We start from the raw sequence: 25,073 nt of genomic DNA, 5'->3' as shown, positions 1-25,073 counted from the left end.
TCGTCGCGGTCGTCGGGCCGCAGGTTGGCGATCGCGGCGATCAGCTCCATGAGTGCGCGGGGGATTCCCATGCCGTCCTCCTCTGGTCGTTCACGAACACGACGAACGAGGACGGTCGGGATCGACACGCGCGGACCGGCGGGGAGGCCTCTCAGCTCTCGAGGCCCGCGAGATCCGTGAGGCGTCGCTCCAGGAACCGGCGCTCGGGCAGCGTCGGGGCGAGCGCGATCGCCGTGCGGTAGGCGTCGGCCGCGGCATCCGTGCGCCCCGAGCGGCGCAGCAGGTCGGCCCTCGCGGCGGGCAGCAGGTGATACCCGGGCAGGGCGCCGGACGCCTCGATCCGCGCGAGCTCGGCCAGCCCTGCGTCGGCGCCCCGGGCGAAGCCGATCGCGATGGCGCGGTTGAGGGCGACGAACGGCGACGCCGAGAAGGTCGCGAGCTCGTCGTACAGCTGCACGATCCGTGCCCAGTCGGTCGCGGAGGCGGTCGGAGCGAACGCGTGCTCCGCCGCGATCTCGGCCTGGACGCGGTATCCACCGCGCACGGTGTGCGCCTCACGCAGCAGCGCCGACGCCTCGGCGAGGTCATCGCGATCCCACGCGCGCCGGTCCTGGTCCTCCATCGGCACGACATCGCCGACGGCGTCGGTGCGCGCTCCGCGGCGCGAGTGCTGCAGGAGCATGAGGGCCAGGAGGGCCCGCGGCTCGTCCCGTGCGTCGGGGGCGACGATGTCGAGCACGAGGCGCACGAGCCGGATCGCCTCGGCCGCGAGGTCGACGCGCACGAGCGCACCGCCGGAGGTCGCGGCATATCCCTCCGTGAACACGAGGTAGAGCACGGCGAGCACGCCGTCGAGGCGCTCGGGGAGCTCTGCCAGGTCCGGGACGCGATACGGGATCCCCGCGTGCGCGATCCGCCGCTTCGCCCGCACGATGCGCTGCGCCATCGTGGCCTCCGGGACGAGGAACGCCCGGGCGATCTCGCCCGTCGTGAGCCCGCCGACCGTGCGCAGGGTGAGCGCGACCCGCGCCTCCATCGCGAGCGCGGGGTGCGCGCACGTGAAGACGAGGCGGAGCCGGTCATCGGCATCCTCGTCCCACGTGCGCGCGACGACGTCGGCCGCATCGGGGGCGGACGACCCGCCCGCGAGCTGGTCCATGACCCCCACCTCCTGGAGCTTGCGCGCTTCGTTCGCCTGCCGCCGCAGCCGGTCGAGGGCCGCGTTCCGCGCGACCGTCGTGAGCCACGCGCCGGCATTCGACGGGATGCCGTCGCCGGGCCAGCGCTCCGCCGCCCGCTCGAACGCGTCCTGTGCGGCATCCTCTGCGAGACTCCAGTCGCCCGTCACGCGGATGATCGTCGCGACGATGCGCGCCCACTCCTCGCGGTGGGCGCGCGCGAGCGCCTCGCCGACGTTCAGGCGCGGTCCTCCTCGGGGCGGACGTCGTCGACGGGACGCCCCGCGTCATCGAGTTGGAGCGGCCAGAACGGGCGCAGCTCGAGCGTTCCGAAGCGCGCCATGGGATGCTTCGAGGCGACCTCGATCGCCTCGTCGAGGTCGCGGCACTCGAGGATGTCGAAGCCCGCGACCCACTCCTTGGCCTCGATGTACGGGCCGTCGCTCACGAGCAGCTCGCCGCCGCGGATGCGCACGGTCGTGGCATCATCGACGGGCCGCAGGCGCTCGCCCGTGATCGAGATGCCGCGCTCGGTCATCTCGTCCACCCACTGCCCGATCGTGTCCTGCTCGTGGTCGTAGGGCTCGGCCGCCGGATCGGCGACGACGAACATGAAGTACCTCATGCCTTCACCCCGTCCGACGCGACGACGCGCTCTTCGCTCGGGATGCCGAGGCTCACGATGGGCCGCAGCTCGATCGAGCCGAGGGCCACCATGGGATGGCGCCGCGCGACGCCGAGCGCTTCGTCGAGGCTGTCGCACTCGAGCAGGTCGAAACCGCCGATCCACTCCTTCGACTCCGCGAACGGGCCGTCCGTGACGAGGAGCTCGCCCCCGCGCTCCCGTACGAGCGTGGATCTCGCGGGCGCGTCGAGGGCGCCCCCGACGAGGCGGATGCCGGAGCCCTGGACATCGTCCATCCAGGTCTCGATCGTCCCCGGCGGCAGCTCGGCGGCTTCGGCCTCCTCGTCGACCCACACCAGCAGCAGATATCTCATGTCGCGTTCCCTTCTCGTTGTCACGCTATGTGAGGACGACGAACGGGGGAACCCGGTTTCGACACCCGCCTGCGATCGGGGTGGAGGCGATGCCGGTGAGCTACGCGAACAGTCCCTGCAGGCGCTGCACGCCCTCCAGGAGCGCGTCATCGCCGAGCGCGTAGGAGAGGCGGAGGTAGCCGCTCGGGCCGAACGCCTCGCCCGGCACGACGGCGACCTCGGCCTCGTCGAGGATGAGGTCGGCGAGCTCGAGCGACGTGTGCACGGTCTTGCCCCGCCACTCGCGGCCGAGAAGGCCTCGCACGTCGGGGTAGACATAGAACGCGCCGAGCGGGTTCGGGACGACGATGCCCTCGATCTTCGAGAGCTCCGAGACGATGAGCCTGCGGCGACGGTCGAACGCGACGCGCATCCGGTCGGCCTCGGTCTGCGGACCGGTCAGCGCCGCGAGGGCCGCGCGCTGAGCGATGTTGTTGACGTTGCTCGTCAGGTGCGACTGCAGGTTGGCCGCGAGCCTGATGACCTCGGCGGGGCCCACCATCCAGCCCACGCGCCAGCCCGTCATGGCGTAGGTCTTCGCGACCCCGTTGACGAGGATGGTCTGGGCCGCGGCATCCGGCACCGCCTCGACGATCGACACGGCGCGGACGCCTTCGTAGACGAGGTTCTGGTAGATCTCGTCGGAGATGATCCAGATGCCGTGCTCGACGGCCCACTCGCCGATCGCCTTCGTCTCCTCGGGGGTGTACACCGAGCCGGTGGGGTTCGACGGCGACACGAACACGAGCGCCGTCGTCCGCTCGGTGCGGGCCGCCTCGAGCTGCTCGACGGTGACCTTGTACTCCTGGTCGGCGCCGGCGAAGACCTCGACGGGGATGCCGTCGGCCAGCGCGATCGCCTCGGGATACGTCGTCCAGTACGGCGCGGGCAGCAGCACCTCGTCGCCCGGGTTCACGACCGCCTGAAAGGCCTGGTAGACGGCCTGCTTGCCGCCGTTGGTGACGACCACTCGCGAGGCGTCGACCTCGAGGCCCGAGTCGCGCAGCGTCTTCGCGGCGATCGCCTCGCGGAGCACGGGAAGCCCCGCGGCAGGCGTGTAGCGGAAGTTCGCGGGGCTGCGGAGTGCCTCGGCTGCGGCATCCACGATGAACTGCGGCGTCGCGAAGTCGGGCTCGCCCGCCGCATACGAGATGACGGGCCGGCCTGCGGCCTGGAGTGCCTTGGCCTTCGCGTCGACCTTGAGGGTCGCCGATTCGGCGATGGCGCCGAGCTTGTCGGAGAGCGTGGGCCTGCGGGAGAGCGGAGCGCGTTCTGTCACGCCTTCGAGCGTAGTCGGGAAGCTCCCGCGCGGCCTGTGCGACGACCGGGACGGCCGACCGGACGAGGCTGCGCGCGAGGGGGCTCCCGCCGGTCGCCCGCGAACGCTACCGTGGCACGCATGGGCGCATGGATCTGGGGAGCAGTGGTCTTCGCGATCGCCCTCGTGGTCGCGGGCATCGTCGCATGGTGGCTCGCGCGCGGATGCGTCGTGACGAGGGTGGGCGCTGTCGGCGCCGTGCTCGGCGGCGTGCTGTCGCTGGGCGGCCTCGTGCTGCTGATCGATCCCGACGCCGCGTTCCGGACCTCGGCGACGGTCACGATCGCCGCGGGGACGTGGCTGTTCGCGTTCGCCATCGCCGGCGCCGTCCGGGGGCAGCGCATCGAGCGTGCCGAGAGGGCCGCGGCATCGGCCGCCGCGGAGACGCGCTCCCGGCAGCGCGAGACGTCGCGCGTCTGAACTCGCAGCCGCTCCGTCCGCAACCGCTCAGCGCGCGGGCACGAGTCGTCGCGGCGGGCCTTCGAGGCGGGCGATCCCGATCTTCACCTCGACGAGCTCGGTCTCGACGGCGCGGATCCGTTCGCCGAGCCTCTCGAACCGCGCGTCCGTGCGTCTGATCATCCAAGCGAACGCGCCGAAGAACGTCGTCAGAAGGCCGAGGAGCCGGCCGGCGGTGCTGATCACGATGGCGATCGTCTCGGTGGACACGTACACCCCTTCAGTCAGGGCCGAGTGCCATGACCTTGCCAGCATCGAGCAGGGAGAGTCCGTCGAGGTCGCCGACGCGTGGAGAGAGGTCGGTGACGGTGCCTGGCGGAGGAGCACAGGCACGGATGCCTCGGACCGATCGGGCCCGAGGCATCCGCGCGTGCTGGACGTCAGTCCGCGTCGACGAGGTGCTTCGCGTACGCCGTCAGTGTCAGGAACGCCGGGAACTCATCGCGCAGGGCGACCTCGCGGAACACCTCGGCGGCGTCGTCGAACCGGTCCCCCTCGAACCGGTCGACCTCGCCGAGCACTCGGGCCAGGAGTCCCTCGACGTACTCGCGCGTGATCCTGGTGCCGTCCTCGGTCTCGCGGTCCTGGTGGATCCACTGCCACACCTGGCTGCGCGAGATCTCGGCGGTCGCGGCATCCTCCATGAGGTTGTCGATCGCGACCGCGCCGAGCCCCCGCAGCCACGCCTCGATGTACCGCACGGCGACCGACACGTTGCCGTGCACCCCCTCCGCCGTGATCGGCAGTCCGATGTGCACGTCGAGCAGCTGCTCGGCCTGCACGTCGACCTCGGGGCGCTGACGGTCGACCTGGTTCGGCCGGTCGCCGAGCACCGCGTCGAACTCGGCCTGCGCGACCGGGATGAGGTCGGGGTGCGCGACCCACGTGCCGTCGAAGCCGTCGCCGGCCTCGCGCTTCTTGTCGGCCGCGACCTTCTCGAACGCGCGCTCGGTCACCTCGGGGTCGCGCCGGTTCGGGATGAACGCGCTCATCCCGCCGATCGCGAACGCTCCGCGCTTGTGGCACGTCTTGACGAGCAGCTCGGTGTAGGCGCGCATGAACGGCACCGTCATCGTGACCTGGCTGCGGTCGGGCAGCACGAACCGGGCGCCGCGGCCGCGGTAGTTCTTGATCATCGAGAAGATGTAGTCCCAGCGGCCGGCGTTCAGGCCCGCGATGTGGTCGCGCAGCTCGAACAGGATCTCCTCCATCTCGAACGCCGCGGGCAGCGTCTCGATGAGGACGGTCGCACGGATCGTCCCGTGCGGGATGCCGACGTACTCCTCCGAGAACGTGAAGATCTCGTCCCACAGCCGCGCCTCTTCGCTCGACTCGAGCTTGGCGATGTAGAAGTACGGCCCACGTCCGTTCGCGATGAGCTGCTTCGCGTTGTGGAAGAAGTACAGCCCGAAGTCGACGAGCGACCCGGATGCCGCGAAGTCCCGCCCCGCGCGGTCGGTGTAGCGGATGTGCTTCTCGACGAGATGCCAGCCGCGCGGACGCATGACGATCGTCGGCGTCCGCTCTGCCGTGACGCGGTACTCCTTGCCCGGCGCGGTCTCAGACGCGGGGCTCGTGAAGGTCAGCCGGCCGCGGATCGCGTCGAACAGCGACAGCTGGCCCTCGATGACGTTCTTCCACGTGGGGGATGTCGCGTCCTCCTGGTCGGCGAGCCATACCTTGGCGCCCGAGTTGAGGGCGTTGATCGTCATCTTGGGGTCGGTCGGACCCGTGATCTCGACGCGCCGGTCCTCGAGGCCCGGTCCCGCGCCCGCGACCTGCCACTCGGCATCCTCGCGGATGTGAGCAGTGTCGTCGCGGAACTTCGGGTCGCGCCCGTTGCCGATCTCGTAGCGGGTGCGCATGCGGTCGGCGAGCCGGTCGTGCCGGCGACCCGAGAATCTGTGGTGCAGCTCCGCGAGGAACGCGACCGCCTCGGGAGTCAGGATCTCGTCGTAGCGGGGTCCCATGCGGCCGGTGATCTCGATCGCGGGACCCGTGTGGGTGTGAAGGGGTGTCGTCGTGGGCGCGAAGCCCGTGGCGGTGGGTGTCATGGCCCGGTTCTTTCCTGTGAGGTGTGACGTGCGGGTGGGGATGCCGCGGCCCGGCGTGATCGGCCGGGGCGCGGCATCCGGATCACTGGATCAGTGGAACTGCTCTGCCTCGGTCGATCCGACGAGGGCGAGGGTGGCGCTGTCGGGGTTGAGCGCCGAGGAGACGAAGTCGAAGTATCCCGTGCCGGCTTCGCGCTGGTGCTTCGTGGCGGTGTACCCACGAGCCTCGGCCGCGAACTCGGCCTCCTGCAGCTCGACGTACGCGCTCATGGCGCGCTGGGCGTAGCCCTGAGCGAGGTCGAACATCGAGTAGTTGAGGGCATGGAAGCCCGCGAGCGTGATGAACTGGAACTTGTAGCCGAGGTCGGCGAGCTCCTTCTGGAACGTCGCGATCTGCTCGTCGTCGAGGTGGCGCTTCCAGTTGAAGCTCGGCGAGCAGTTGTAGGCCAGCAGCTTGCCCGGGTACTGCTCGTGGATCGCGGTGGCGAACTCGCGCGCCAGCTCGATGTCGGGCTCGCCCGTCTCGACCCAGATGAGGTCGGCGTACGGCGCGAAAGCGAGCCCGCGGCTGATGACCGACTCGAGGCCCGGTCGCACCCGGTAGAAGCCCTCGCTCGTGCGCTCGCCCGTCGTGAACTCCTGGTCTCGGGGGTCGACGTCGCTCGTGAGCAGGTCGGCCGCGAGGGCGTCGGTGCGGGCGATGATGACGGTCGGCACACCCGAGACGTCGGCCGCGAGCCGAGCCGCGTTGAGCGTGCGGATGTGCTGCTGCGTCGGCACGAGCACCTTGCCGCCGAGGTGTCCGCACTTCTTCTCGCTCGCGAGCTGGTCCTCCCAGTGGATGCCGGCGGCGCCGGACTGGATGAGCGACTGCGCGAGCTCGTACGCGTTGAGGGGACCGCCGAAGCCGGCCTCGGCATCCGCCACGATCGGCGCGAGCCAGTCCTGCGTGAGCTCGCCCTCGGCGTGCTCGATCTGGTCCTGGCGGATGAGCGCGTTGTTGATGCGCCGCACGACGGCGGGCACGGAGTTGGCGGGGTACAGGCTCTGGTCGGGGTAGGTCTGGCCCGCGAGGTTTCCGTCGGCGGCGACCTGCCAGCCGCTCAGGTAGATGGCCTTGAGGCCTGCGCGCACCTGCTGCACGGCCTGGCCGCCCGTATAGGCGCCGAGGGCGCGGATGTAGTCCTCCGTGTGGAGGAGGTTCCAGAGGTTCTCCGCGCCGCGGCGGGCGAGGGTGTTCTCCTCGCGCACCGAGCCCCGCAGGCGGACGACGTCCTCGGCCGTGTAGGTGCGCTCGATGCCGTCCCAGCGGGGGTCGGTGTCCCAGATCTCCTGGAGCTCGGCGGCGGTCTCCGTCTGGTCTCCATATCGCAGCGGACCGCGGGCGCGGAGGGGAGGCCGGCCGGGAGCGGAGTGAGTGGTCATGAGCGGTTCTCCTGTCGGTGGGACCGAGAAGCGGATGCCTCGGCGGTGAGTCGTGTGTCCACTCTGGGTGAAGATTCCGACCCGTCTTGGCCGAATCGGATGTGAAGTTTCATCGAAATTCTGCAAACGTGACAGAATTCCCGTATGACGCTGTCTCCTGCTCGCGATCCGCGCGCCGGCATCCCGGACGATGAAGGAGTGGACTCCCTCACGATCGGCCGGCGCATCCGTCAGCTGCGGACCGAGCGCGGACTGACGCTCGAAGAGCTCGCAGCGCTCGTCGACCGCGCGCCGAGCCAGCTCTCGATGATCGAGAACGGGCGGCGCGAGCCGAAGCTCACGCTCCTGCGCGCCATCGCGCGGGCGCTCGGCACGGCGCTCGAGTCCCTCCTCGAGTCCGAGCCGCTCGACGAGCGCGCGACGCTCGAGATCGCGCTCGAACGTGCCATGAAGGGACAGACGTTCCAGGCGCTCGGCATCCCGGCCTTCCGCATCGGCAAGACGGTGCCGACGGAGGCGCTGACCGCGATGCTCGCGCTGCAGGGCGAGATCGACCGGCTGCGCGACGAGCGCGCCGCGACGCCGGAGGAGGCGCGCCGGGCCAACGTGGCCCTGCGCCGGCTCATGCGCACGCAGGACAACTACTTCCCCGAGCTCGAGGAGCAGGCACGCCGCATCCTCCACGCCGTCGACCACCCCGGGGGTCCGCTGACGCAGCGGACGGCATCCGACATCGCGGCCCACCTGGGGTTCACGCTGCACTATGTGCCCGACCTGCCGCAGACGACCCGCAGCGTCGCCGACATCAAGAACGGCCGGCTCTATCTGTCCAGCAGGGTCACGTCGAAAGGCGACCCCCGCACGGCCGTGCTGCAGGCGCTCTCGAGCCGCATCCTGGGGCATCGCGAGCCGACGAGCTATGCCGAGTTCCTCCGCCAGCGCGTCGAGACGAACTACCTCACGGGGGCGCTGCTGATCCCCGAGTCGCACGCCGTGCCCTTCCTGCAGGACGCGAAGCAGGATCGCGCGATCTCGATCGAGGACCTCCGCGACGCGTACTCCGTCTCGTACGAGACGGCGGCGCACAGGTTCACGAACCTCGCCACGGTGCACCTCGGCATCCCCGTGCACTTCCTCAAGGTGCACGAGTCCGGCACCATCACGAAGGCGTACGAGAACGACGACGTGAACTTCCCGACCGACCGTCTCGGTGCGATCGAGGGGCAGATGTGCTGCCGCAGGTGGACCTCGCGCGCGGTCTTCGACGTCGACGACCACTTCAACCCGTACTATCAGTACACCGACACGGGCAACGGCACGTACTGGTGCACGGCCCGCGTCGAGCTGTCGAGCGAGGGCGCGCACTCCGTGTCGGTGGGTGTGCGCTTCGACGACACGAAGTGGTTCCTCGGCCGCGATACGCAGAACAGGGGAGTGTCGAAGCACTCCGTCGAGGTGTGCTGCCGGCGCGCTCCCGCCGAGCTCGAGTCGGAGTGGCGCGACAACTCGTGGCCAAACGTCCGCACCCCGCGGACGCTCCTGGCCACCCTGCCGACGGGCTCGTTCCCGGGCGTCGACACGACCGATCTCTACGAATTCCTCGAGGCGCACGCGCCGCGCTGACCCGTCGGGGTCGACAGAGGTCGCAGGAATCGCTCTTCCTCGCATCATCGCGCGAGATCTCGCCGAGGAAGGCGCGATTCTGCGAAGTCTGTGAGCGAGGAACGGCGGGGCGAGTCTCCGGGTCAGTGCGCGGCGTTCCAGCGCAGACGCGGCGCGCCGAGTCCGGCGAGGAGGGCAGCGGCGTCGTCGACGGGGAACATCGTGACGAGGCGCCCGTCGATCGCGTAGGCGAGAGGGCTGACCCCGGATGCCGCGGCCCGGCCGATCGCGATGACCGCCCGTCGTCCGTCGACCTCCTCCGTGCGCACCGCGCTCTCGGCGAGCAGCCGCCGGGCCGACACGGTCGCGCGGGCGAGCAGCGTGCCGCCGCCCCGCCACGGGAGCAGGCCCGCCCGTCCGAGCCCGCACGCCTCCGCGAGCCCCCCGTCGAGCCAGCGCGCACGCTTGAGCCCGTACGGCGTCGGCACGGTCGACAGCAGGTAGCCGTACACGTGCAGGACGCCGGCGTGGCCGACCGGCCACCGAGCGTCGATGCCCGCGCGGCGGTGCAGCTCGTCGAACGGTCCGCGGGGGAGCACGGCGACGCCGACGTTCTCGTCGATCACCGTCGACCGCCCCCAGTGCGCGAACCGATCGGCGCGGGCGTCACGCTCGAGCGAGTCCGCCAGCCACGGCAGCGCGTCGATCGCGCCCACGGGATCGGCCTCCGCCCTCGCGGACCAGGCGTCCAGCTGCGCGATGGCCGCCGCGTCTGACTCCGAGGCTGACGCGTATCGCTGCGCCGTGTCCCTCGGGGCGGGGGATGCGGCATCCGTCGCGGCGTCTGAGGCGTCCACCCGTCCACGCTATCGGCACGAGTTCATCCAGTGTTTACATCGCGGGGGCAAAGCGTCCACATATCCTGTGCATCATGGACGATGCGTCCAGACAGGAGTTCTCACCCGTGCCCCGTCCCACCATCATCTTCGACTTCGACGGAACCGTCGCCCTCGGCGACGGCCCGCTCCTCGCGTACGCCCGGGCCGTGGCGGAGAGCGCACTGCCCGACGCCGGCTTCGTCGACGCCGTCGCGTTGTCTCTCCGCGGGCCGCGAGCCGACGTCGTCGACGGCTACGACCTCATCAGGCGCGAGGCCCTCGCGCGCGGCGTCGGCGACGACGACCTGGCGGCCGCCTACGCTCTCAGCCGGGCCCAGCTCGGCGGTCCCGCCGCCCTCGTCGAGGCTCCCCGAGGACTGGCCGCGTTCCTGCGCGACGTGGACGCCGACCGCGTCCTCGTCACGAACGCGCCGGCGACGAGGCTCGACGAGGCGCTCGCGGCGATGGGGCTCACGGGCCTGTTCGACCGCGTCGTCTCGGATGCCGCCAAGCCGCACGGCCTCGAGCGGCTCCTCGACGAGCTCGACCCCGCGGCGCCCGTGCTGAGCATCGGCGACGTGTGGCGCAACGATCTCGCACCCGCGCACGCGCGCGGGCACGCGACGGCGTTCGTCGGCGGCTATGCCGACGCCGACGCGATGCCCACCTTCCGGGCGCCGACCCTCGAGGAGCTGCTCCCCGCGCTCGCCGAGTGGGCGGCATCCGTCCGTCTTCCCTGAACACGCCCCGACCTCGCCTCCGCACTCCCACCACGGCACCATCCATCGAAAGAGGAACCATGAACAGCAAGAGAATCCGCATCGCGTCCGCGGTCGCCGCGGCGGCGCTGGCGTCCGTCGCGCTCGCGGGCTGCGCGAGCGACGCCGATCCCGAAGCAGCCGGCACGGCTCCCGCCGACCCCACGTCGCTCGTGCTCGCGCTCGTGCCCTCGCAGGACCAGGCGGGCCTCGTCGACACGGCCGCTCCGCTCACCGACTTCCTCACGGAGGAGCTCGGCATCACCGTGACGGGCGTCGTCTCGAAGGACTACCAGGCAGCCGTCGAGGCGATGGGCGCCGGCCAGGCGCAGATCGGCTTCCTGCCCTCGCTCCAGCTGTGGCAGGCCAACGACCGGTACGGTGCCGAGGTCGTGCTCCAGACCGAGCGCAACGGCAACATCACCTACCCCGGCCAGTTCATGACGAACAACCCCGACAAGTTCTGCGAGGACGAGCCCGTCGAGCGCGACGGCAAGCTCTTCTGCAACGGCGCCGACGCGCTGCAGGGCCCCGCCGGCCTCGACTCGATCACGAAGGTCAAGGGCTCGAAGGTCGCAGTCCTCGGTCCTGGCTCGCCCGCCGGCTACATCTATCCGATGCTCGCGCTCAAGGAGGCCGGCCTCGACATCGACAACGACTTCGAGAGCGTGCCCGTCACGGCCAACGACGCGTCGGTGCTCGCGGTCTACAACGGCGACGCCGAGGTGGGCTTCAGCTTCTGGGACGCGCGCGACATCGTCGTGAAGGACACCCCGGATGTCGGGCAGAAGGTCGTCGTCTTCGCGCTGACCGACGAGATCCCCAACGACGGCGTGGCCCTCTCGAAGGACCTCTCGCCCGAGCTGCGCGCGCGCATCGCGACGGCGCTCGCGGACTTCTCCAACACGGAGGAGGGCTCGACGGTGCTCCAGAGCATCTACTCGATCACGAAGCTCGCCCCCGCCGACCCGTCGTCGCTCGACGTCGTCGCGCGCGCGGCGCAGCAGCTCGGACTGCAGTGACCACGACCCTCGCGACCCACGGCGCCGGAGCTCCCGCTCCGGCGCCGTGGGGCATCCGTCTCTCCGGCGTCACCGTCCGCTACCCGAACGGCACCGTGGGCCTGCGCGGCGTCGACCTCGACATCGCGGCGGGCGAGCTCGTCGCGATCGTCGGACTCTCGGGCTCGGGCAAGTCGACGCTCATCCGCACGATCAACGGGCTCGTGCCCGCCACGGACGGACAGGTCGAGGTCGGCGGCCGGCGCGTCGACGGTGCGTCGGCCGCCGCACTGCGGGAGCTGCGCGGCCACATCGGCATGGTCTTCCAGAGCTTCAACCTCGCGGGCCGCACGACCGTGCTCAACAACGTCCTCGTGGGCCGCCTCGCCCACACCGCGCTGTGGCGCACGCTCGTCGGCGCCTATCGCGAGGCCGATCGGCGGCTCGCGTACGAGGCGCTGGACCGGGTCGGCATCCTCTCGAAGGTGTACGAGCGCGCGTCCGCGCTGTCGGGCGGGCAGCAGCAGCGCGTCGCGATCGCGCGCGCCCTCGCGCAGCAGCCGCGCATCGTGCTCGCCGACGAGCCCGTCGCGAGCCTCGACCCTCCGACGGCTCGCGGCGTCATGGACGACCTCCGCCGCATCAATCAGGACCTCGGCATCACGGTCCTCGTCAATCTCCACCTGCTCGATCTCGCGCGCGAGTACGGCACGCGCATGATCGGCATGCGCGCGGGCGAGATCGTGTACGACGGGCCTGCGTCGGATGCCTCGGACGCCGTGTTCGAGGAGATCTACGGCCGCTCGCTCACGGCGGCCGACCGGCTCGATCGATGAGCACCATGACGACGGCGCCGGCGCCGCCCGCCCGGCCAGGGGGCCGGTGGAAGCCGTGGCTCGCGTTCGGCGCTGTCGCCGCCCTCACGGTCGTGATGTGTCTCCCCGTCATCGGCGTGGGACTGGACCTGTCGGCGATCGTGCGCAACTGGCAGCAGGGCGCGATCCGGGTCGGGCAGCTCCTCCAGCCCGACTGGTCGTTCTTCCCCCGGACCGTCGCGCCGATGCTCGAGACGCTGCAGATGGCGGTGCTGGGCACGGCCGTGGGCGCGGCGATCTCGCTGCCGCTGAGCATGTGGGCGGCGCGGCCGACGAACCCGAGACGATGGACGCGCGGCGCGCTGCGCGGCATCCTGAACGTCGTCCGCAGCGTTCCCGAGCTCGTCTACGCGTCGGTGCTCGTCGCGATGGTCGGCGTCGGGGCGCTCCCCGGGATCATCTCGCTCGTCCTGTTCAACGTCGGCATCGTCGTCAAGCTCGTCTCGGAGTCGATCGAGACGATGGATGCCGGTCCCCTCGAGGCCGGCCGCGCCGCCGGCGGCACGCAGACCCAGATCAACCGCACGGTCGCCCTGCCGGACGCGTGGCCGTCCTTCGTGTCGCAGACCCTGTACGTGTTCGAGCTGAACGTGCGGGCATCGACCGTGCTGGGCCTGGTCGGCGCCGGCGGCATCGGCCTGCTCATCGACGCCGTGCGCACGTACTACCGGTACGACCAGCTCTCGCTCATCATCCTCGAGATCCTCGTCATCGTCGTGATCATCGACGCCGTGAGCGACGCGATCCGCCGGAGGCTCGTATGAGCGCGCCCGCGTCGACGAGCCGTGCATCGGCGCCGGCCGCGGCATCCTTCGCCCTTCCTCCGCGCCCGCGCCGCCCCCTCCGCGCCGTCGCATGGACCGTCGTCGCCGTCGTGGTCGTCGCGTCGTTCTGGTCGGTCGACATCACGTGGTCGCGGCTCGTCGAGCTTCCCGCCGAGGTGCTGCGCTACGTCGGGCTCATGTTCGGCTCGCCGAACTGGTCGAAGCTGCCAGAGGCGCTCTGGCAGACGTGGCGCAGCGTCGAGATGGCGTGGATCGGCACGGTGCTCGGCATCCTCGTCGCGACACCGCTCAGCCTCGTCGCGGCGCGCGGCTTCGGCCCCGCGCCCGTGCGGTGGGCGCTGCGGCTCGTGTTCTCGGTCATCCGCGCCGTGCCCGAGCTCGTCTTCGCGATCATCATCCTGTCCGTCACGGGCCTGACCCCGCTCACGGGGGCCCTCGCCCTCGCGCTCAACGGCGTCGGCACGCTCGGCAAGTGGGGGTACGAAGCCGTCGAGGCCGTGCCGCCGGGGCCCATCGAGGCGGCCCGCGCGGCGGGCGGCTCGACGAGCCAGGTGCTGCGCTGGGGAGTCTGGCCGCAGGCGTCTCCCACGTTCCTGTCGTTCTGGCTCTACCGGTTCGAGATCAACGTGCGCGCGTCGGCGGTCCTGGGTCTCATCGGCGTCGGCGGCATCGGCGACATGCTGACGTCGTACACGCAGTACCGTGAGTGGTCGACAGTGGGGATGCTGCTCATCGTCGTGGTCGTCGTCACGATGACGATCGACGCCGTGTCGGGCCGCATCCGCCGCCGCATCATGGAGGGTCCGAGTGTCCGCACCTGACGCACCGACGACCGTGCGCATCGCGGCCGTGCGCAATTCTCTCCAGCCCAGCGAGCGCCGCGTCGCCGACCTCATCGTCGGGGAGCCCGAGACCGTCATCGAGCTGACCGCGCAGGAGCTCGCCGATCGCATCGGCGTGGGCCGCTCGACCGTCGTGCGCGCGTGTCAGACGTTCGGGTACCGGGGCTACCCGCAGCTGCGCGTCGCCCTCGCCGCCGAGCTCGGCCGCCAGATCGAGACGGGTGAGGACTACGGCTCGAGCGTGCTCGGCGGCATCCGGGCCGACATCGACCGCACGGCCCAGAGCCTGCGCGCCGCGACGAGCCTGCTGACGGACGAGGATGTCGAGGCCGCCGTCGAGGCCATCCGCGGAGCGCGGCGGCTGCTCGTCGTCGCGAACGGACTGTCGGCCCCCGTCGCGTCGGACCTCGCGATGCGCCTGACGGCGGTGGGCAGACCCGCCGAGACCGTCGCCGACACGATCGCCCAGCAGATCGCCGCGCGCCACCTCGACGCCGACGACGTGTGTGTCGTCATCAGCGGATCCGGCGCCAACGAGGCGAGCCTGCGCGCGGCGGCCGCGGCGCGCACCGCCGGCGCGCGGGTCGTCGCCCTGACCTCGTTCGCGGCATCCTCCCTCACGGAGCGGGCCGACGTCGTGCTCGTCATCGCCCCCGCGGGAGCGAGCTTCCGCGAGGAGCTCGAGCACACGTCCCGCGTCGCGCACGCCGTGTTCGTGGAGGCGTTCGTCGACGCCGTCGCCCGCACGATGCACGACGGCGCCCGGCGATCGCGTGCGAACGTGCTCGAGATCCTTTCGGAGAATCTCGGCGACACCCCCTGACGCGGCGCGGCGGCCCGGATCGTGTACGCAACGGCGGATCGATGGGGCGACACGCCGGTGGTGGATGCCGCGGCACGGCGTGGCGGCCCGGATCCCCGCCATTGCGCACGCGGCGGTCGAGGGGTCACCGTGCCGTATGCTCAATCGGCGGTCGCGTCGGCGGGGCGGTGCGCCCGCGGTGGATCGCTGTCCGGCACGCGGTCGAGGATCCCGCGGACGACGAGCTCGACGGAGTCGAGGGCGGCGAGGGATGCCGCGACCCCCGCGACGCGCTCCGTCATACCGGCGTCGCCCAGGACGCGCTCGGCGCCGCGAGCGATCGCCCGAGTGGACGGCTTCTCCGTGCGGAGGTCCACCGCGAGGCCGCGGCTCGCCAGGCGGGCGTTGATGTCGCCTTTGCCCTCGCGCATGCCGGCGACGAGGAGCGCAACCCCGTGGCTGAGCGCGAGCAGCACGCCGCCGAGACCGCCGTTCGTGACGTAGACCTGCGTGTGCGGGAACGCCTGCTCGAAGTCGACGCAGTCCTCGATCAGCACGTCGTCGCGCGGGTAGCGCGCCCGCAGCTCGGCCGTTCCGGCTCCGCCGGTCGCGACGACGAGCAGCCTGCCCTGGCCGGCGAGAGCCTCGATCGCGGGGATCATGAGCTTGTGCGGGTCGTCGTTGTCGACGGTGGAGCGTGGAGCGCCTCGGGGCGTGGCTCAAGGACGCGTTGCCCCGCCTGCTGCTCGTCGATTGAGCCTCCTGCGGCCGCGGCGCCCGAGCGGCACGGCCGACAGCGGCTCACAGACTTCGCAGAATGCCGCGTAGTTCGCACGGCCCTGCGAGGTCTCCTGCGCGCTCGGCGTGAATCTGCGAAGTCTGGGAGAGGGCCGGGCGACGAGCGGATGCCGTCATCACGGCCCTCACTGCGAACGGCGGGCGGTCGACTGCCGGACGTTGAGGGTGGGGCTCAGCACGACGCGGTGGACGGGACGGCCCGGGTCTGCGAGGCGCCGCGCGAGGAGGTCGACGGCGGCGGCGCCCACCGCGGCGCGCGGCGGACTGACCGCGGTGAGGGCCGGCGTGAACAGCTCGGCGACCTCGTCGTCGTACGCGATGACCGACAGGTCGCCGGGCACCGAGATGCCGCGGTTCAGGGCGATGTCTATGAAGGCCATCGCCTCGGGGTCGGAGTGCACGAGCAGACCCGTGACCCCGGTCTCCAGCGCCGTGTCGAGGGCCGCGTCGACGGCGGCCGAGAAGTCGGGGCTGTTGCGGTCGGGGAACAGCTGCTCGAAGTGCTGCGTCGGGCTCAGCTCGAGCTCGGCGCAGGCGGCATCCCAGCCCTTGACGATCTTCCGGCCCGTCGGCGAATCCCTCGAGAGGATGAGGCCGACTCGCTGGTGTCCGAGCGCCGCGAGGTGGCGCGCCGCGAGCACGGCGCCGAGCGCGTGATCGGTCGTGACGTTCTCGACGGGCTCGCGACCGGGCAGGACGACGGCATCCCGCTCCACGAGGACGCTCGGCAGGCCGCACTCGGCGAGCCACTGCACGACGTCCTGCGCGTGGGCCGTGTCGGTGTTGGGGGCGAGGATGAGGCCGCGGATGTCGTCGCTCGCGACGATCCGCTCGAGCACGGGCCGCTCGTCCTGGAGCTCGTACGACGCCCCGCGCAGCAGGAGCCGGTAGCCGAGCCGACGGGCCTCCTGCTCCATGCCGCGCACGACGTTGGGCCAGTAGTAGTTCAGCGACGGCACGAGCACGGCGATCGAGCCGCCCGTGCGGTCCTCCGCGGGCGCGGCGGGAGTCGGCTCGGGATTCGCGCCCTGCGGCGAGACGGCGCCGCCGTGCACGCGCACGAGCAGGCCCTCCTCCTCGAGCTGCGCGAGGTCGCGCCGCAGCGTGACGGGGGCGACGCCGAGCTCGTCGATGAGCTGCGAGACCCGCACGATCCCGTCGCGCGCGAGCGCCGCGAGGACGTGCGCGTGGCGCGCAGGAGCGAGCGGAGCGTGCTGCGTCTGGTCGGTCATCGCTCATCCTCGAGGGTCGATAGGTCCTTTTCTACCGTGACCGACAGTCGTCGCCGCTGTGTGACGACGAGGTCGATGCGGGTGAGCCGCGCGCCCCACACGTCGGTCAGCAACGGATCGTCGAGGTCTCGCACGATCGTGCGCGCGTCGACGTCGGCGTGCCAGCGCAGGACGACGGGCGAGGCGCCGTCGAGCGGGGTGATCCGCGCCGTCCCCGCCCCGAGCGCGACCTGTCCCGCGACGAGCATGCGCACGGTGGTCTCGGGCTCATGCGCTCCCGTCCACGGCTCGAGATCCCACTCGTCGTCGATGCGCACGCCTCCGGTCCGGCGGTCGAGCGTCGCGGTGCGCCGCCATCCGCGCAGTCCGGCGGCGGGATACGCGCCTGCGATCTCGAGCGAGAGCGAGGCCGCGGCATCCGTCGCCGTCGCCGTCACGTCGCGAGCACGGGATGCCGCGCCCGCGCTCTGCGCGATGCCCCGGATCTCGGGCACGTTGTGCCATGAGCTCTGCATCGTCCAGATCGCGTACCGGTCGGGCCCGAACGTCGCGGCCGTGTACGTCGGACGCCCCGCGTCGACGAGCACGGGCACGCCGTCGGACGCGACGACGAACGAGCCGACGTCATTGTGGTTGTGGTGCTCGCCGTTGTGCCCGCCCTTGATCGCGAGCGTCAGCCCGTCGGCGCTGCCCGCGCGCTCGCGCGCGATGAGCACCTGCGTCGAGGGGAGCCACACGTCCCGTACGAGCGGGGGAGCAGCGACGGATGCTGCGGACCCTCCACGCGCGCGCGGAGCCTCGGGCCGCGTGGGCCCAGCCACGGACCAGTCCGGATCGGTCAACGCCCGCAGGAGCCGCCCGAGGCCGGCCGCCTCGTGCGGCGGGCGCGCGCGGTGGGATGCAGCGTGCCGACGGGCGTCGTCGTCTCCGATCCGCACCGCCGCACGGTGCAGCGCCTGCCACGGCTGATCGGGAGTCGGTCGTGCCGGGCCGTCGGCGAGGTTGAGGTACCAGTCGCCGCCGAGGTGCATGCGGTGCGGGAAGGCGACGGTCTCTCGCAGCGCCGGCACCGCATCCGCGGCGGAGAGCCGGCCGTCGGTCGCATGTGCGAGGAGGTCGAGGCCTTCGAGCGCGCGGCACGCGCCGTTCCACCAGTACGAGTAGCCCTCGTCGATCGCGCCGTCGGCGGGCAGCGACGCGACGTACCGGTCGAGGCCCTCGATCACGAGCGCGACGGTCCGTGCGCGCAGCGCCGCTTCGCCGTCGCCGTCGAGCAGGCGCAGCGCCGCGACGAGGACATTGCCGTGGATCCACGGGTTCCAGTTGTGCACGTCGCCGTCGAGGCCGAGCCAGTGCCAGTCCCTTCGGGTCACGAACGGGTCGACGACGCGGGCGCGCGCCTCGTGCCGGATCCGCTCCCGGACGCCGGGTGCCCGTGCGTCGAGGTGCGTGCCGAGCACGTGGTCGATCCAGGCCAGCTGACCGACGACCTCGCCCGCGCCGAGGTCGACGAACGGGTCCGTGACGGTCGCGAGCACGACGCCGCGTCGTGCGAACGCGTCGTCGTGCGCGGGCCAGCACCACGAGCTCTGCTCGCACAGGAGCTGGATGCCGTCGACGACCTCGTCGATCCATCGCTCCTCGAGCGTCGCGGCGGCGACCACCGTCGCTCGGCTCAGGCGGTCCTGGCGGGCGAAGGCCGCGCCCTCCCACGCCGACCTGTCGCCGTCCCGGTGCACGCGGGCGGCCGCGCTCGCAAGCGGCACGGGCCATGGCGTCGCGAGGTCTGCCTCGGCTCGGGCGCGCACATCGCTCGCGTCGACGGCATCCCACACCGATCGGTCGACGGCGGGGGCGACGGGAAGGGCGCGGTGCGGCGCGGTCAGGATCGCCGCGAGCGCGGCGGGCGTGGCATCCTCGCCGAAGGCCGACGCGAGAGGCGTGCCGGCGCCCGCGACCGTCTCGGTGCTCATGGCGTCTTCCTCTCCGTCGAGCGACGACTCCTGCTGATCGTCGTGGAGCGATGATCGAAAATGATCGTATCAGGTCAAATCGTTACTTGCATTGGTCGAAAACGGTTGATAATCTCCAAAACGTTCGAGAACGACCGTGACGTCGTCTCTGCGTTTTCAAAGGAGAATCCGTGACGTTCGAGCCTGCTGCCGCGCCCGCGGACTGGAGCCGCCGTGAGTGGCTCGCGTATGCCGACCGGCTCCTCGACGGAGCCCGGCGATGGGCCTCGCCCAGCTTCGCGCGCATCACGCCGCCCGGCGCCGAGGGCGGCTACGGCCACGCCGTCGACGGGCTCGAAGGGTTCGCCCGCACGTTCCTGCTCGCGGGCTTCCGCATCGCGGGCGAGCGCGGTCAGGGCGTCGACGACCTCATCGACTCCTACACGCGCGGCATCGTCGCGGGCGTCGACCCGTCCTCTCGCGACCGCTGGGTGCGCCTCGACGAGCACGCGCAGGCGAAGGTCGAGGCGGCGTCCCTCGCCCTCATCCTCGACATGACGCGCCCCTGGATCTGGGACCGCCTCGACCAGGTGACGAAGGAGCGCGTCGTCGACTACCTCTCGCCCGTCGTCGGCGACACGACCTACCCCACGACCAACTGGCTCTGGTTCCGCGTCGTCGTGCAGACGTTCCTGCGCTCGGTCGGCGGGCCGTGGTCGGCGCAGGACATCGCCGACGACCTCGCGCTGCACGACTCGCTCGCGCGGGCCGACGGCTGGATCTCCGACGGCTTCGAGCGCTCGTTCGACCACTACGTGGGCTGGGCGCTGCACCTCTACCCGATCCTGTGGTCGCGCATGCAGGGCGCCGCGGAGCTCGCGGGGGGCCGCACGGCGACGGATGTCGCGGCCCTCGACCGCTTCCTCCTCGACGCCGCAGCCCTCGTCGGGGCGGACGGCTCGCCGCTCGTCCAGGGCCGCAGCCTCATCTATCGGTTCGCCGCGGCGGCGCCGTTCTGGGCGGGCATCATCGCCGAGGTGCCGTCCTCGTCGCCCGGGCTCCTCCGCCACGCCGCGAACCGCGTCGTCGGGCACTTCGCCCACCGCGGGATCCCGGCCGCGGACGGCATCCTCTCGATGGGATGGCACCGCGAATGGCGCAGGCTCGCGCAGTCCTACTCGGGGCCGGCGTCGCCGTACTGGGCCGTCAAGGGACTCCTCGGAATCTCGCTGCCCGCCGACCACCCCGTGTGGACCGCGCCGGCAGAGCCGCTGCCGGTCGAGGAGACGGACTCGATCCGCCGCGTCGGCGCCGCGGGCTGGATCGTCTCGGGGACGCGCGCGGACGGGGTCGTCCGCGTCGTGAACCACGGCACCGACCACGCGGCCGCGGGCACGCTCGTCGGCGACTCGCCGCTGTACGCGCGACTCGGATACTCCACCGCCGCCGCACCGCTCGCCGACGGGCGGGCGTGGCGCGAGCCGCTCGAGCAGTCCGTCGCCCTCGTCGATGCGGCGGGCCGAGCGACGCACCGTGCCGCCATGACGCTCCTGGGCGCCGAGATCGCCGACGGCGTCGGCATCGCGGCGTCGACGGCCCACGCACACTGGATCGACCCGGCGGCGACCCAGACCCGCCACGGCTCGGGCATCACGGGCGACGTCGAGGTCGCCGGCGACCTCACGGTGCTCTCGCTCGTCCGTGGGCCGTGGGAGGTGCGGATGAGCCGCGTCGACCGCCTCGCGGCGGGTCAGGATGCCGCAGCCCTGCGTCTCCGCATCGGCGGGTGGGCGCTCGCCGACGACGACGCGCCGCGGAAGACGACGGAGGACGATGTCGCGCGGGCAGCCACGGGATCCCTTGTGAGCGGCATCCGCCCCCTGACGCCCGGCGGGGTGGTCGCCGTCGCGACCCGCTCCGACGCGAGCCCGCTCGGCGCGCACACCGCCGTCCCCGTCGTCGAGCACCCCGTCGCCGTCGGCGAATGGGTCGCGACGATCGTCGCCCTCGACGGCGCCGCAGCAGGCGACCTGTCCGTCGCCGCGATCGAGCTCGATGAGCTCGCAGCGCGCGTGACGTGGCCGGACGGCGTGGCCACGGCATCCCGCCTCCATCCACTCCCGGCCGCCTACGCGGCGGTCAGGTAGCACCACCCCCCGAGAGCCGCGCCCGACGCAGGGCCGGAGCAATTGCAAAGGAGCAGCACACTCATGAAGCGCAAGTTCGTCGTCGCGACCGGCCTCGCCGTCGTCGCCACGCTGTCGCTCACCGCCTGCGGCGGCGGAGCGCCCGAGGCCGATCCGACCGAAGAGGCCGGCCCTGTCACCCTCACCATCTCGGGCTGGAGCCTTGAGACGACCCCTGAGTTCCAGGTGCTCGCCGACGGCTTCGAGGCCGCGACGGGCAACACCGTCGAACTCGTCGAGTACGACCCCGCCGAGTACAACACGCTCGTCACCGCCGACCTGGGCGCGGGCTCGGCACCCGACATCATCACGCAGAAGGAGGTCAAGTACGTTCCCGTCTTCGTCGACGGCGAGCAGCTGCTCGACGTCTCCGACATCCAGATCCCCGACACGGTCGGGGGCGCCTCGTCGTACGAGGTCGACGGCACGCAGTACGCCGTGCCGTACCGCCAGGACTCGTGGGTGCTGTTCTACAACAAGGACATCTTCGACGCGGCAGGCGTCGACTACCCCGATGGCTCGTGGACATGGGACGACTACGACGCCGCAGCCCAGGCGCTGACGACGCCCGATCACTTCGGCACGTACGAGCACCGCTGGCAGTCGACGACGCAGGGCTTCGCGACCGCGCAGTTCGATGGCGACATCTTCTCGGGCGACTACTCCTACATGGAGGACCTGTACCAGCGCCGCCTCGACCGCGAGGCTGCCGGCTACCAGATCGACTTCGCCACGTCGAGCGCCAACAGCCCGACCTATCAGGGCGAGTTCGGCAAGCAGCACGCCGCGATGCTCCCCATGGGCACGTGGTACGTCGCGACCCTCATCTCTCAGCGGGCGTCGGGAGAGGCCGACACGTTCAACTGGGGCTTCGCGCCGATCCCGCAGGTGGATGACTCGACCGTCGATCTGCCGGTGACCTTCGGCGACCCGACGGGCTTCGGCATCAACGCGGCGATCGCCCCCGAGAAGGTCGCGGCGGCGAAGGCGTTCCTCGAGTACGCGATGAGCGACGAGGCGGCCTCGCTGCTCGCCGGCATCGGCATCACCCCGGCCAACACGTCGGACGCGGTCGCCCAGGCGTACTTCGCGGTCGACGGGGCGCCGACGGACGATCTCTCGAAGTTCGCGTGGTCGACGCACGAGACGCACCCCGAGAACCCGACCTCGGGTGACACGGCGGCCGTGCAGACGATCCTCGGCACGATGCACACCGAGATCCTGACGAAGGCGAAGTCCCTCGAGCAGGCGATCGCCGATGCCGGCGCCGCCTTCGCCGCTCTCTAGCAGCACCACTCCCGGTGCCGGTCGCTGTCGCGACCGGCACCGGGCACCTTCGCCGCCCTATCCTCATATCCCACAGGAGACGCCATGACGAGCGCAGTCGCCGACCGCGTCGGCACCGTGCCCCCGCGCCGCCGTTCGAAGCTCGTGCTGCGCAACACGCTGCTCGGCTGGAGCTTCATCCTGCCGAACTTCGTCGGCTTCGCGATCATCACGCTCGTACCCGTGGTGACGCTCTTCTACGTCTCGCTGACCGACTACAACATCTTCGGCAAGGGCGACTTCATCGGGTTCGAGAACTTCGTGAAGCTCGTCCGCGACCCGCTCTTCCAGCGCTCGTTCGTCAACACGCTCTACTTCGCGGCATTGCACGTGCCTCTCACGATCGCGGTGTCGCTCGGCCTCGCGCTGCTGCTGAACACCAAGCTCCGCGGCGTGGCGTTCTTCCGCACGGCCGCCTTCTTCCCCTACATCACCTCGATCGTGGCGATCGCCCTCGTGTGGAATCTGCTCTTCAGCCCCGATTACGGCCCGATCAACCAGTTCCTGCGCTTCCTCGGCATCGCGAACCCGCCCGGCTGGCTCACGTCGCAGGATTGGGCGATGCCCGCGATCGTGATCATCAGCACGTGGCGCGACATGGGCTACTACATGATCCTGTTCCTCGCGGGTCTCCAGACGGTGCCCCGCGAGCTCTACGAGGCGGCGCGAATGGACGGTGCGAACGCGATCCAGCGCTTCTGGAACGTCACGCTCCCCGGCATCCGCCCCACGATGTTCCTCGTGACGGTGCTGCTCACGATCGCGTCCTTCAAGATCTTCGACCTCATCATCGTGCTGTCGCCGGGCGGCACGGCCGCCCCCAACGCGGCGACCGTCGTACTGTCGCAGTTCATCTATCAGAAGGGCTTCATCGAGTCGAAGTTCGGCTACGCCTCTGCCGGCGCGGTCGCGCTGTTCGTGCTGTGCCTCGGCGCCACGGTCATCCAGTTCCTCATCAACAAGAAGCGGAGCGCCTGATGACCGCCACGGAGCTGCTCGTCGTGCCGAGCGCCAGGAGAGCCGGCCCGGCGCCCCACCGGTCCGCCCGTCCACGCAGCCGCGCAGGCACCGTCGTCGGCAGCATCCTGCTCATCGCCTTCGCGCTCGCCCTGCTCGTGCCGTTCTTCTGGATGGTCGTGAGCTCGTTCAAGGACTCCAACGAGATCTTCTCGGTGCCCGTGCGCTGGCTCCCCGACACCTGGCACTGGGAGCACTACGTCGAGCTGTGGACCGACACGGGCATGGCGACGTGGCTGCGCAACACGATCTTCCTGTCGACGGTCGTGACCTTCCTCCAGGTGCTGACCGGCTCGTTCGCGGCCTACGGCTTCGCGAAGGTCCGCTTCCCCGGACGCGACCTGCTCTTCCTCGCCTACCTCGCCACGATCGCGGTGCCGTGGCAGTCGTACATGATTCCGCAGTACATCATGCTGGCGCAGGCCAGGCTCACGAACACGCTCCTCGCGCTCGTCGTGCTGCAGGCCTTCGGCGCGTTCGGCGTCTTCCTCATGAAGCAGTATTTCGAGTCGATCCCCGAGGAGCTCAGCGAAGCCGCCCGCATCGACGGTCTCAACGAGTACGGGATCTGGGCGCGCATCATGCTCCCGCTGTCGACGCCCGCGCTGGCCTCGCTCGCGCTGCTGACCTTCGTCAACACGTGGAACGACTACCTCGGCCCGCTGCTGTACCTGCGCAGCAAGGAGATCTGGACCGTCCAGCTCGGGCTCAAGAACTTCGTGGCGAACAACCTCTCGGCCGACTACGCGATGCTGTTCACGGGTCTCACCATCTCGGTCATCCCGATCGCGGTCATCTTCCTGCTCGGGCAGCGCTACTTCGTCGAGGGCATCGCGACGAGCGGACTGAAGGGCTGACGAATGCGATTCGACAAGATCCAGGGCGCGCTCGATGCGCTCGTGCGGGCGCTCACGCTCAACCTGCTGCTCTCGGTGACGGCATCGCCCCTCGTCGCGCTGCTCGTGCTCACGAACGCCTTCGAGACGTGGCCCCTCGTCGCCCTCGCCGTCGTCGCCGCCGCTCCGGGTGTCTCCGCTGCGTTCACGGCGTTCGGCGCCGGCGACGAGAGCACACTCCGCGCCTTCGTCCGCGGCTACCGGGACACGTGGACGCGCGCGGGTCTCCACGCGCTGGCGCTGGTCGCGGCATCCGTCGTGATCCTCGTCGACGTGCGCTTCTTCGCCGACGGACCGTTCGCCCAGGCCGCGATGATCATGCTCGCGGTCGTCGCCGTCGTCGTCGCCGGCACGGGCCTGCTCGCTCTGGCCGCGATCGCAGAAGACCCGGCGACCCGCCTCAGGGACGCCTGGCGCCGCGGCGCCTGGGCGGCGGTGCGGCGCTGGTACCTCACGCTCGCAAGCCTCGGCGTCCTCGTCGTGTTCGCCGTGCTCTTCGTCACCCTGCCCCTGCTCGCACTGTCTGCGCTCGCCTCGCCCGCGCTCTACCTCGCATGGGCGAACAGCCGCTACTCGCTGCGGACCGCGCTCGCCGTCGGCGAGGCCGCCGCCCGACAGCGGATCGACATCGCGTCCACCCAGTGAAGGATC

The 25,073-nt window shown here is 71.2% G+C and carries 24 protein-coding genes; 13 read left to right on the top strand and 11 right to left on the bottom strand.

Translation table 11 applies throughout. The features are described from left to right. Positions 1–151: 151 nt before the first annotated feature. The 4 genes from FHS08_RS02855 to FHS08_RS02840 all read right to left on the bottom strand — a co-directional run bounded on the left by FHS08_RS02855 (position 152) and on the right by FHS08_RS02840 (position 3,495). Entirely contained in the window at positions 152–1,348 is a 1,197-nt protein-coding gene (locus tag FHS08_RS02855) for an RNA polymerase sigma factor (protein WP_424960785.1), read from the bottom strand. A 68-nt stretch (positions 1,349–1,416) separates the two neighbouring features. Then, on the bottom strand, positions 1,417–1,803 hold the full coding sequence (locus FHS08_RS02850; protein WP_167035283.1) for a YciI family protein: 387 nt from the start codon (positions 1,801–1,803) through the stop codon (positions 1,417–1,419). Beyond that, positions 1,800–2,177 carry a YciI family protein gene (locus FHS08_RS02845; RefSeq protein ID WP_167035281.1) on the bottom strand — a complete coding sequence of 126 codons (378 nt, stop codon included), beginning with the start codon at positions 2,175–2,177 and terminating at the stop codon, positions 1,800–1,802. The genes FHS08_RS02850 and FHS08_RS02845 overlap by 4 nt, the downstream gene beginning before the upstream one ends. A 100-nt stretch (positions 2,178–2,277) precedes the next feature. Further along, positions 2,278–3,495 (bottom strand): aminotransferase class I/II-fold pyridoxal phosphate-dependent enzyme, encoded by a 1,218-nt coding sequence (locus tag FHS08_RS02840; protein WP_167035279.1) that lies wholly within the window; start codon positions 3,493–3,495, stop codon positions 2,278–2,280. Between the two features lie 120 nt (positions 3,496–3,615). On the opposite strand from FHS08_RS02840, the gene FHS08_RS02835 reads away from it, so the two are divergent. Continuing rightward, positions 3,616–3,954 carry a hypothetical protein gene (locus FHS08_RS02835; protein WP_167035277.1) on the top strand — a complete coding sequence of 113 codons (339 nt, stop codon included), beginning with the start codon at positions 3,616–3,618 and terminating at the stop codon, positions 3,952–3,954. A 27-nt stretch (positions 3,955–3,981) separates the two neighbouring features. Here FHS08_RS02835 and FHS08_RS02830 read toward each other — a convergent pair whose 3' ends face one another. The 3 genes from FHS08_RS02830 to aceA form a co-directional block, all read right to left on the bottom strand. Further along, positions 3,982–4,203 carry a hypothetical protein gene (locus tag FHS08_RS02830; protein WP_167035275.1) on the bottom strand — a complete coding sequence of 74 codons (222 nt, stop codon included), beginning with the start codon at positions 4,201–4,203 and terminating at the stop codon, positions 3,982–3,984. Positions 4,204–4,373: 170 nt separating this feature from the next. Next, a complete protein-coding gene (gene aceB / locus FHS08_RS02825; RefSeq protein WP_167035273.1) occupies positions 4,374–6,047 on the bottom strand; it encodes a malate synthase A in 1,674 nt (557 codons plus the stop codon). 90 nt (positions 6,048–6,137) lie between these two features. Then, positions 6,138–7,472 (bottom strand): isocitrate lyase, encoded by a 1,335-nt coding sequence (gene aceA / locus FHS08_RS02820; RefSeq protein WP_167035271.1) that lies wholly within the window; start codon positions 7,470–7,472, stop codon positions 6,138–6,140. Positions 7,473–7,616: 144 nt separating this feature from the next. Here aceA and FHS08_RS02815 point away from each other — a divergent pair, with 144 nt between their 5' ends. Next, positions 7,617–9,095 (top strand): helix-turn-helix transcriptional regulator, encoded by a 1,479-nt coding sequence (locus FHS08_RS02815; protein WP_167035270.1) that lies wholly within the window; start codon positions 7,617–7,619, stop codon positions 9,093–9,095. A 122-nt stretch (positions 9,096–9,217) separates the two neighbouring features. Here FHS08_RS02815 and FHS08_RS02810 read toward each other — a convergent pair whose 3' ends face one another. After that, entirely contained in the window at positions 9,218–9,931 is a 714-nt protein-coding gene (locus FHS08_RS02810; protein ID WP_341800291.1) for an amino acid deaminase, read from the bottom strand. A gap of 74 nt (positions 9,932–10,005) precedes the next feature. On the opposite strand from FHS08_RS02810, the gene FHS08_RS02805 reads away from it, so the two are divergent. Genes FHS08_RS02805 through FHS08_RS02780 form a run of 6 tightly spaced genes read left to right on the top strand, consistent with a single transcriptional unit; the run spans position 10,006 to position 15,036 of the window. Further along, positions 10,006–10,692 (top strand): HAD family hydrolase, encoded by a 687-nt coding sequence (locus FHS08_RS02805; RefSeq protein WP_208382188.1) that lies wholly within the window; start codon positions 10,006–10,008, stop codon positions 10,690–10,692. Between the two features lie 59 nt (positions 10,693–10,751). Then, the gene (locus FHS08_RS02800) at positions 10,752–11,732 is read left to right on the top strand and encodes a phosphate/phosphite/phosphonate ABC transporter substrate-binding protein (protein ID WP_167035268.1); all 981 of its coding nucleotides are present in this window, start codon (positions 10,752–10,754) and stop codon (positions 11,730–11,732) included. After that, complete coding sequence (phnC, locus tag FHS08_RS02795) at positions 11,729–12,547, top strand: phosphonate ABC transporter ATP-binding protein (protein ID WP_167035266.1); 819 nt, start codon at positions 11,729–11,731, stop codon at positions 12,545–12,547. Before FHS08_RS02800 ends, phnC begins: the two co-directional genes overlap by 4 nt. A 5-nt stretch (positions 12,548–12,552) precedes the next feature. After that, positions 12,553–13,350: a phosphonate ABC transporter, permease protein PhnE gene (gene phnE / locus FHS08_RS02790; RefSeq protein WP_167039539.1), complete on the top strand. Its 798-nt coding sequence runs from the start codon at positions 12,553–12,555 to the stop codon at positions 13,348–13,350. Beyond that, positions 13,347–14,192: a phosphonate ABC transporter, permease protein PhnE gene (gene phnE / locus FHS08_RS02785; RefSeq protein WP_167035264.1), complete on the top strand. Its 846-nt coding sequence runs from the start codon at positions 13,347–13,349 to the stop codon at positions 14,190–14,192. The genes phnE (FHS08_RS02790) and phnE (FHS08_RS02785) overlap by 4 nt, the downstream gene beginning before the upstream one ends. Further along, positions 14,179–15,036 (top strand): SIS domain-containing protein, encoded by an 858-nt coding sequence (locus tag FHS08_RS02780; RefSeq protein ID WP_167035262.1) that lies wholly within the window; start codon positions 14,179–14,181, stop codon positions 15,034–15,036. Before phnE (FHS08_RS02785) ends, FHS08_RS02780 begins: the two co-directional genes overlap by 14 nt. A 140-nt stretch (positions 15,037–15,176) precedes the next feature. Here the strand turns inward: FHS08_RS02780 and FHS08_RS02775 are convergent, their stop codons facing one another. The 3 genes from FHS08_RS02775 to FHS08_RS02765 all read right to left on the bottom strand — a co-directional run bounded on the left by FHS08_RS02775 (position 15,177) and on the right by FHS08_RS02765 (position 19,018). Then, on the bottom strand, positions 15,177–15,677 hold the full coding sequence (locus FHS08_RS02775) for a glycosyltransferase (protein ID WP_167035260.1): 501 nt from the start codon (positions 15,675–15,677) through the stop codon (positions 15,177–15,179). A gap of 261 nt (positions 15,678–15,938) precedes the next feature. Continuing rightward, on the bottom strand, positions 15,939–17,045 hold the full coding sequence (locus tag FHS08_RS02770) for a substrate-binding domain-containing protein (protein ID WP_167035258.1): 1,107 nt from the start codon (positions 17,043–17,045) through the stop codon (positions 15,939–15,941). Next, positions 17,042–19,018 carry a heparinase II/III domain-containing protein gene (locus tag FHS08_RS02765; RefSeq protein ID WP_167035256.1) on the bottom strand — a complete coding sequence of 659 codons (1,977 nt, stop codon included), beginning with the start codon at positions 19,016–19,018 and terminating at the stop codon, positions 17,042–17,044. Before FHS08_RS02765 ends, FHS08_RS02770 begins: the two co-directional genes overlap by 4 nt. 170 nt (positions 19,019–19,188) lie before the next feature. Here FHS08_RS02765 and FHS08_RS02760 point away from each other — a divergent pair, with 170 nt between their 5' ends. The 5 genes from FHS08_RS02760 (at position 19,189) to FHS08_RS02740 (ending at position 25,067) form a co-directional block, all read left to right on the top strand. After that, a complete protein-coding gene (locus tag FHS08_RS02760) occupies positions 19,189–21,144 on the top strand; it encodes a DUF2264 domain-containing protein (RefSeq protein ID WP_167035254.1) in 1,956 nt (651 codons plus the stop codon). A 63-nt stretch (positions 21,145–21,207) separates the two neighbouring features. Beyond that, positions 21,208–22,470: an ABC transporter substrate-binding protein gene (locus tag FHS08_RS02755; protein WP_167035252.1), complete on the top strand. Its 1,263-nt coding sequence runs from the start codon at positions 21,208–21,210 to the stop codon at positions 22,468–22,470. Between the two features lie 84 nt (positions 22,471–22,554). After that, positions 22,555–23,487, top strand: a complete 933-nt coding sequence (locus FHS08_RS02750) for a carbohydrate ABC transporter permease (protein ID WP_167035250.1) — start codon at positions 22,555–22,557, stop codon at positions 23,485–23,487. After that, a complete protein-coding gene (locus tag FHS08_RS02745) occupies positions 23,487–24,383 on the top strand; it encodes a carbohydrate ABC transporter permease (RefSeq protein ID WP_167035248.1) in 897 nt (298 codons plus the stop codon). The genes FHS08_RS02750 and FHS08_RS02745 overlap by 1 nt, the downstream gene beginning before the upstream one ends. Positions 24,384–24,386: 3 nt before the next feature. Beyond that, positions 24,387–25,067, top strand: a complete 681-nt coding sequence (locus FHS08_RS02740; RefSeq protein WP_167035246.1) for a ferredoxin-NADPH reductase — start codon at positions 24,387–24,389, stop codon at positions 25,065–25,067. Positions 25,068–25,073 lie beyond the last annotated feature (6 nt).

Origin of the sequence: Microbacterium ulmi, assembly GCF_011759705.1 — a bacterium.
In the GTDB taxonomy this organism is placed as follows: Bacteria; Actinomycetota; Actinomycetes; order Actinomycetales; family Microbacteriaceae; genus Microbacterium; species Microbacterium ulmi.
This window is presented reverse-complemented; position numbering and strand designations above follow the sequence as displayed.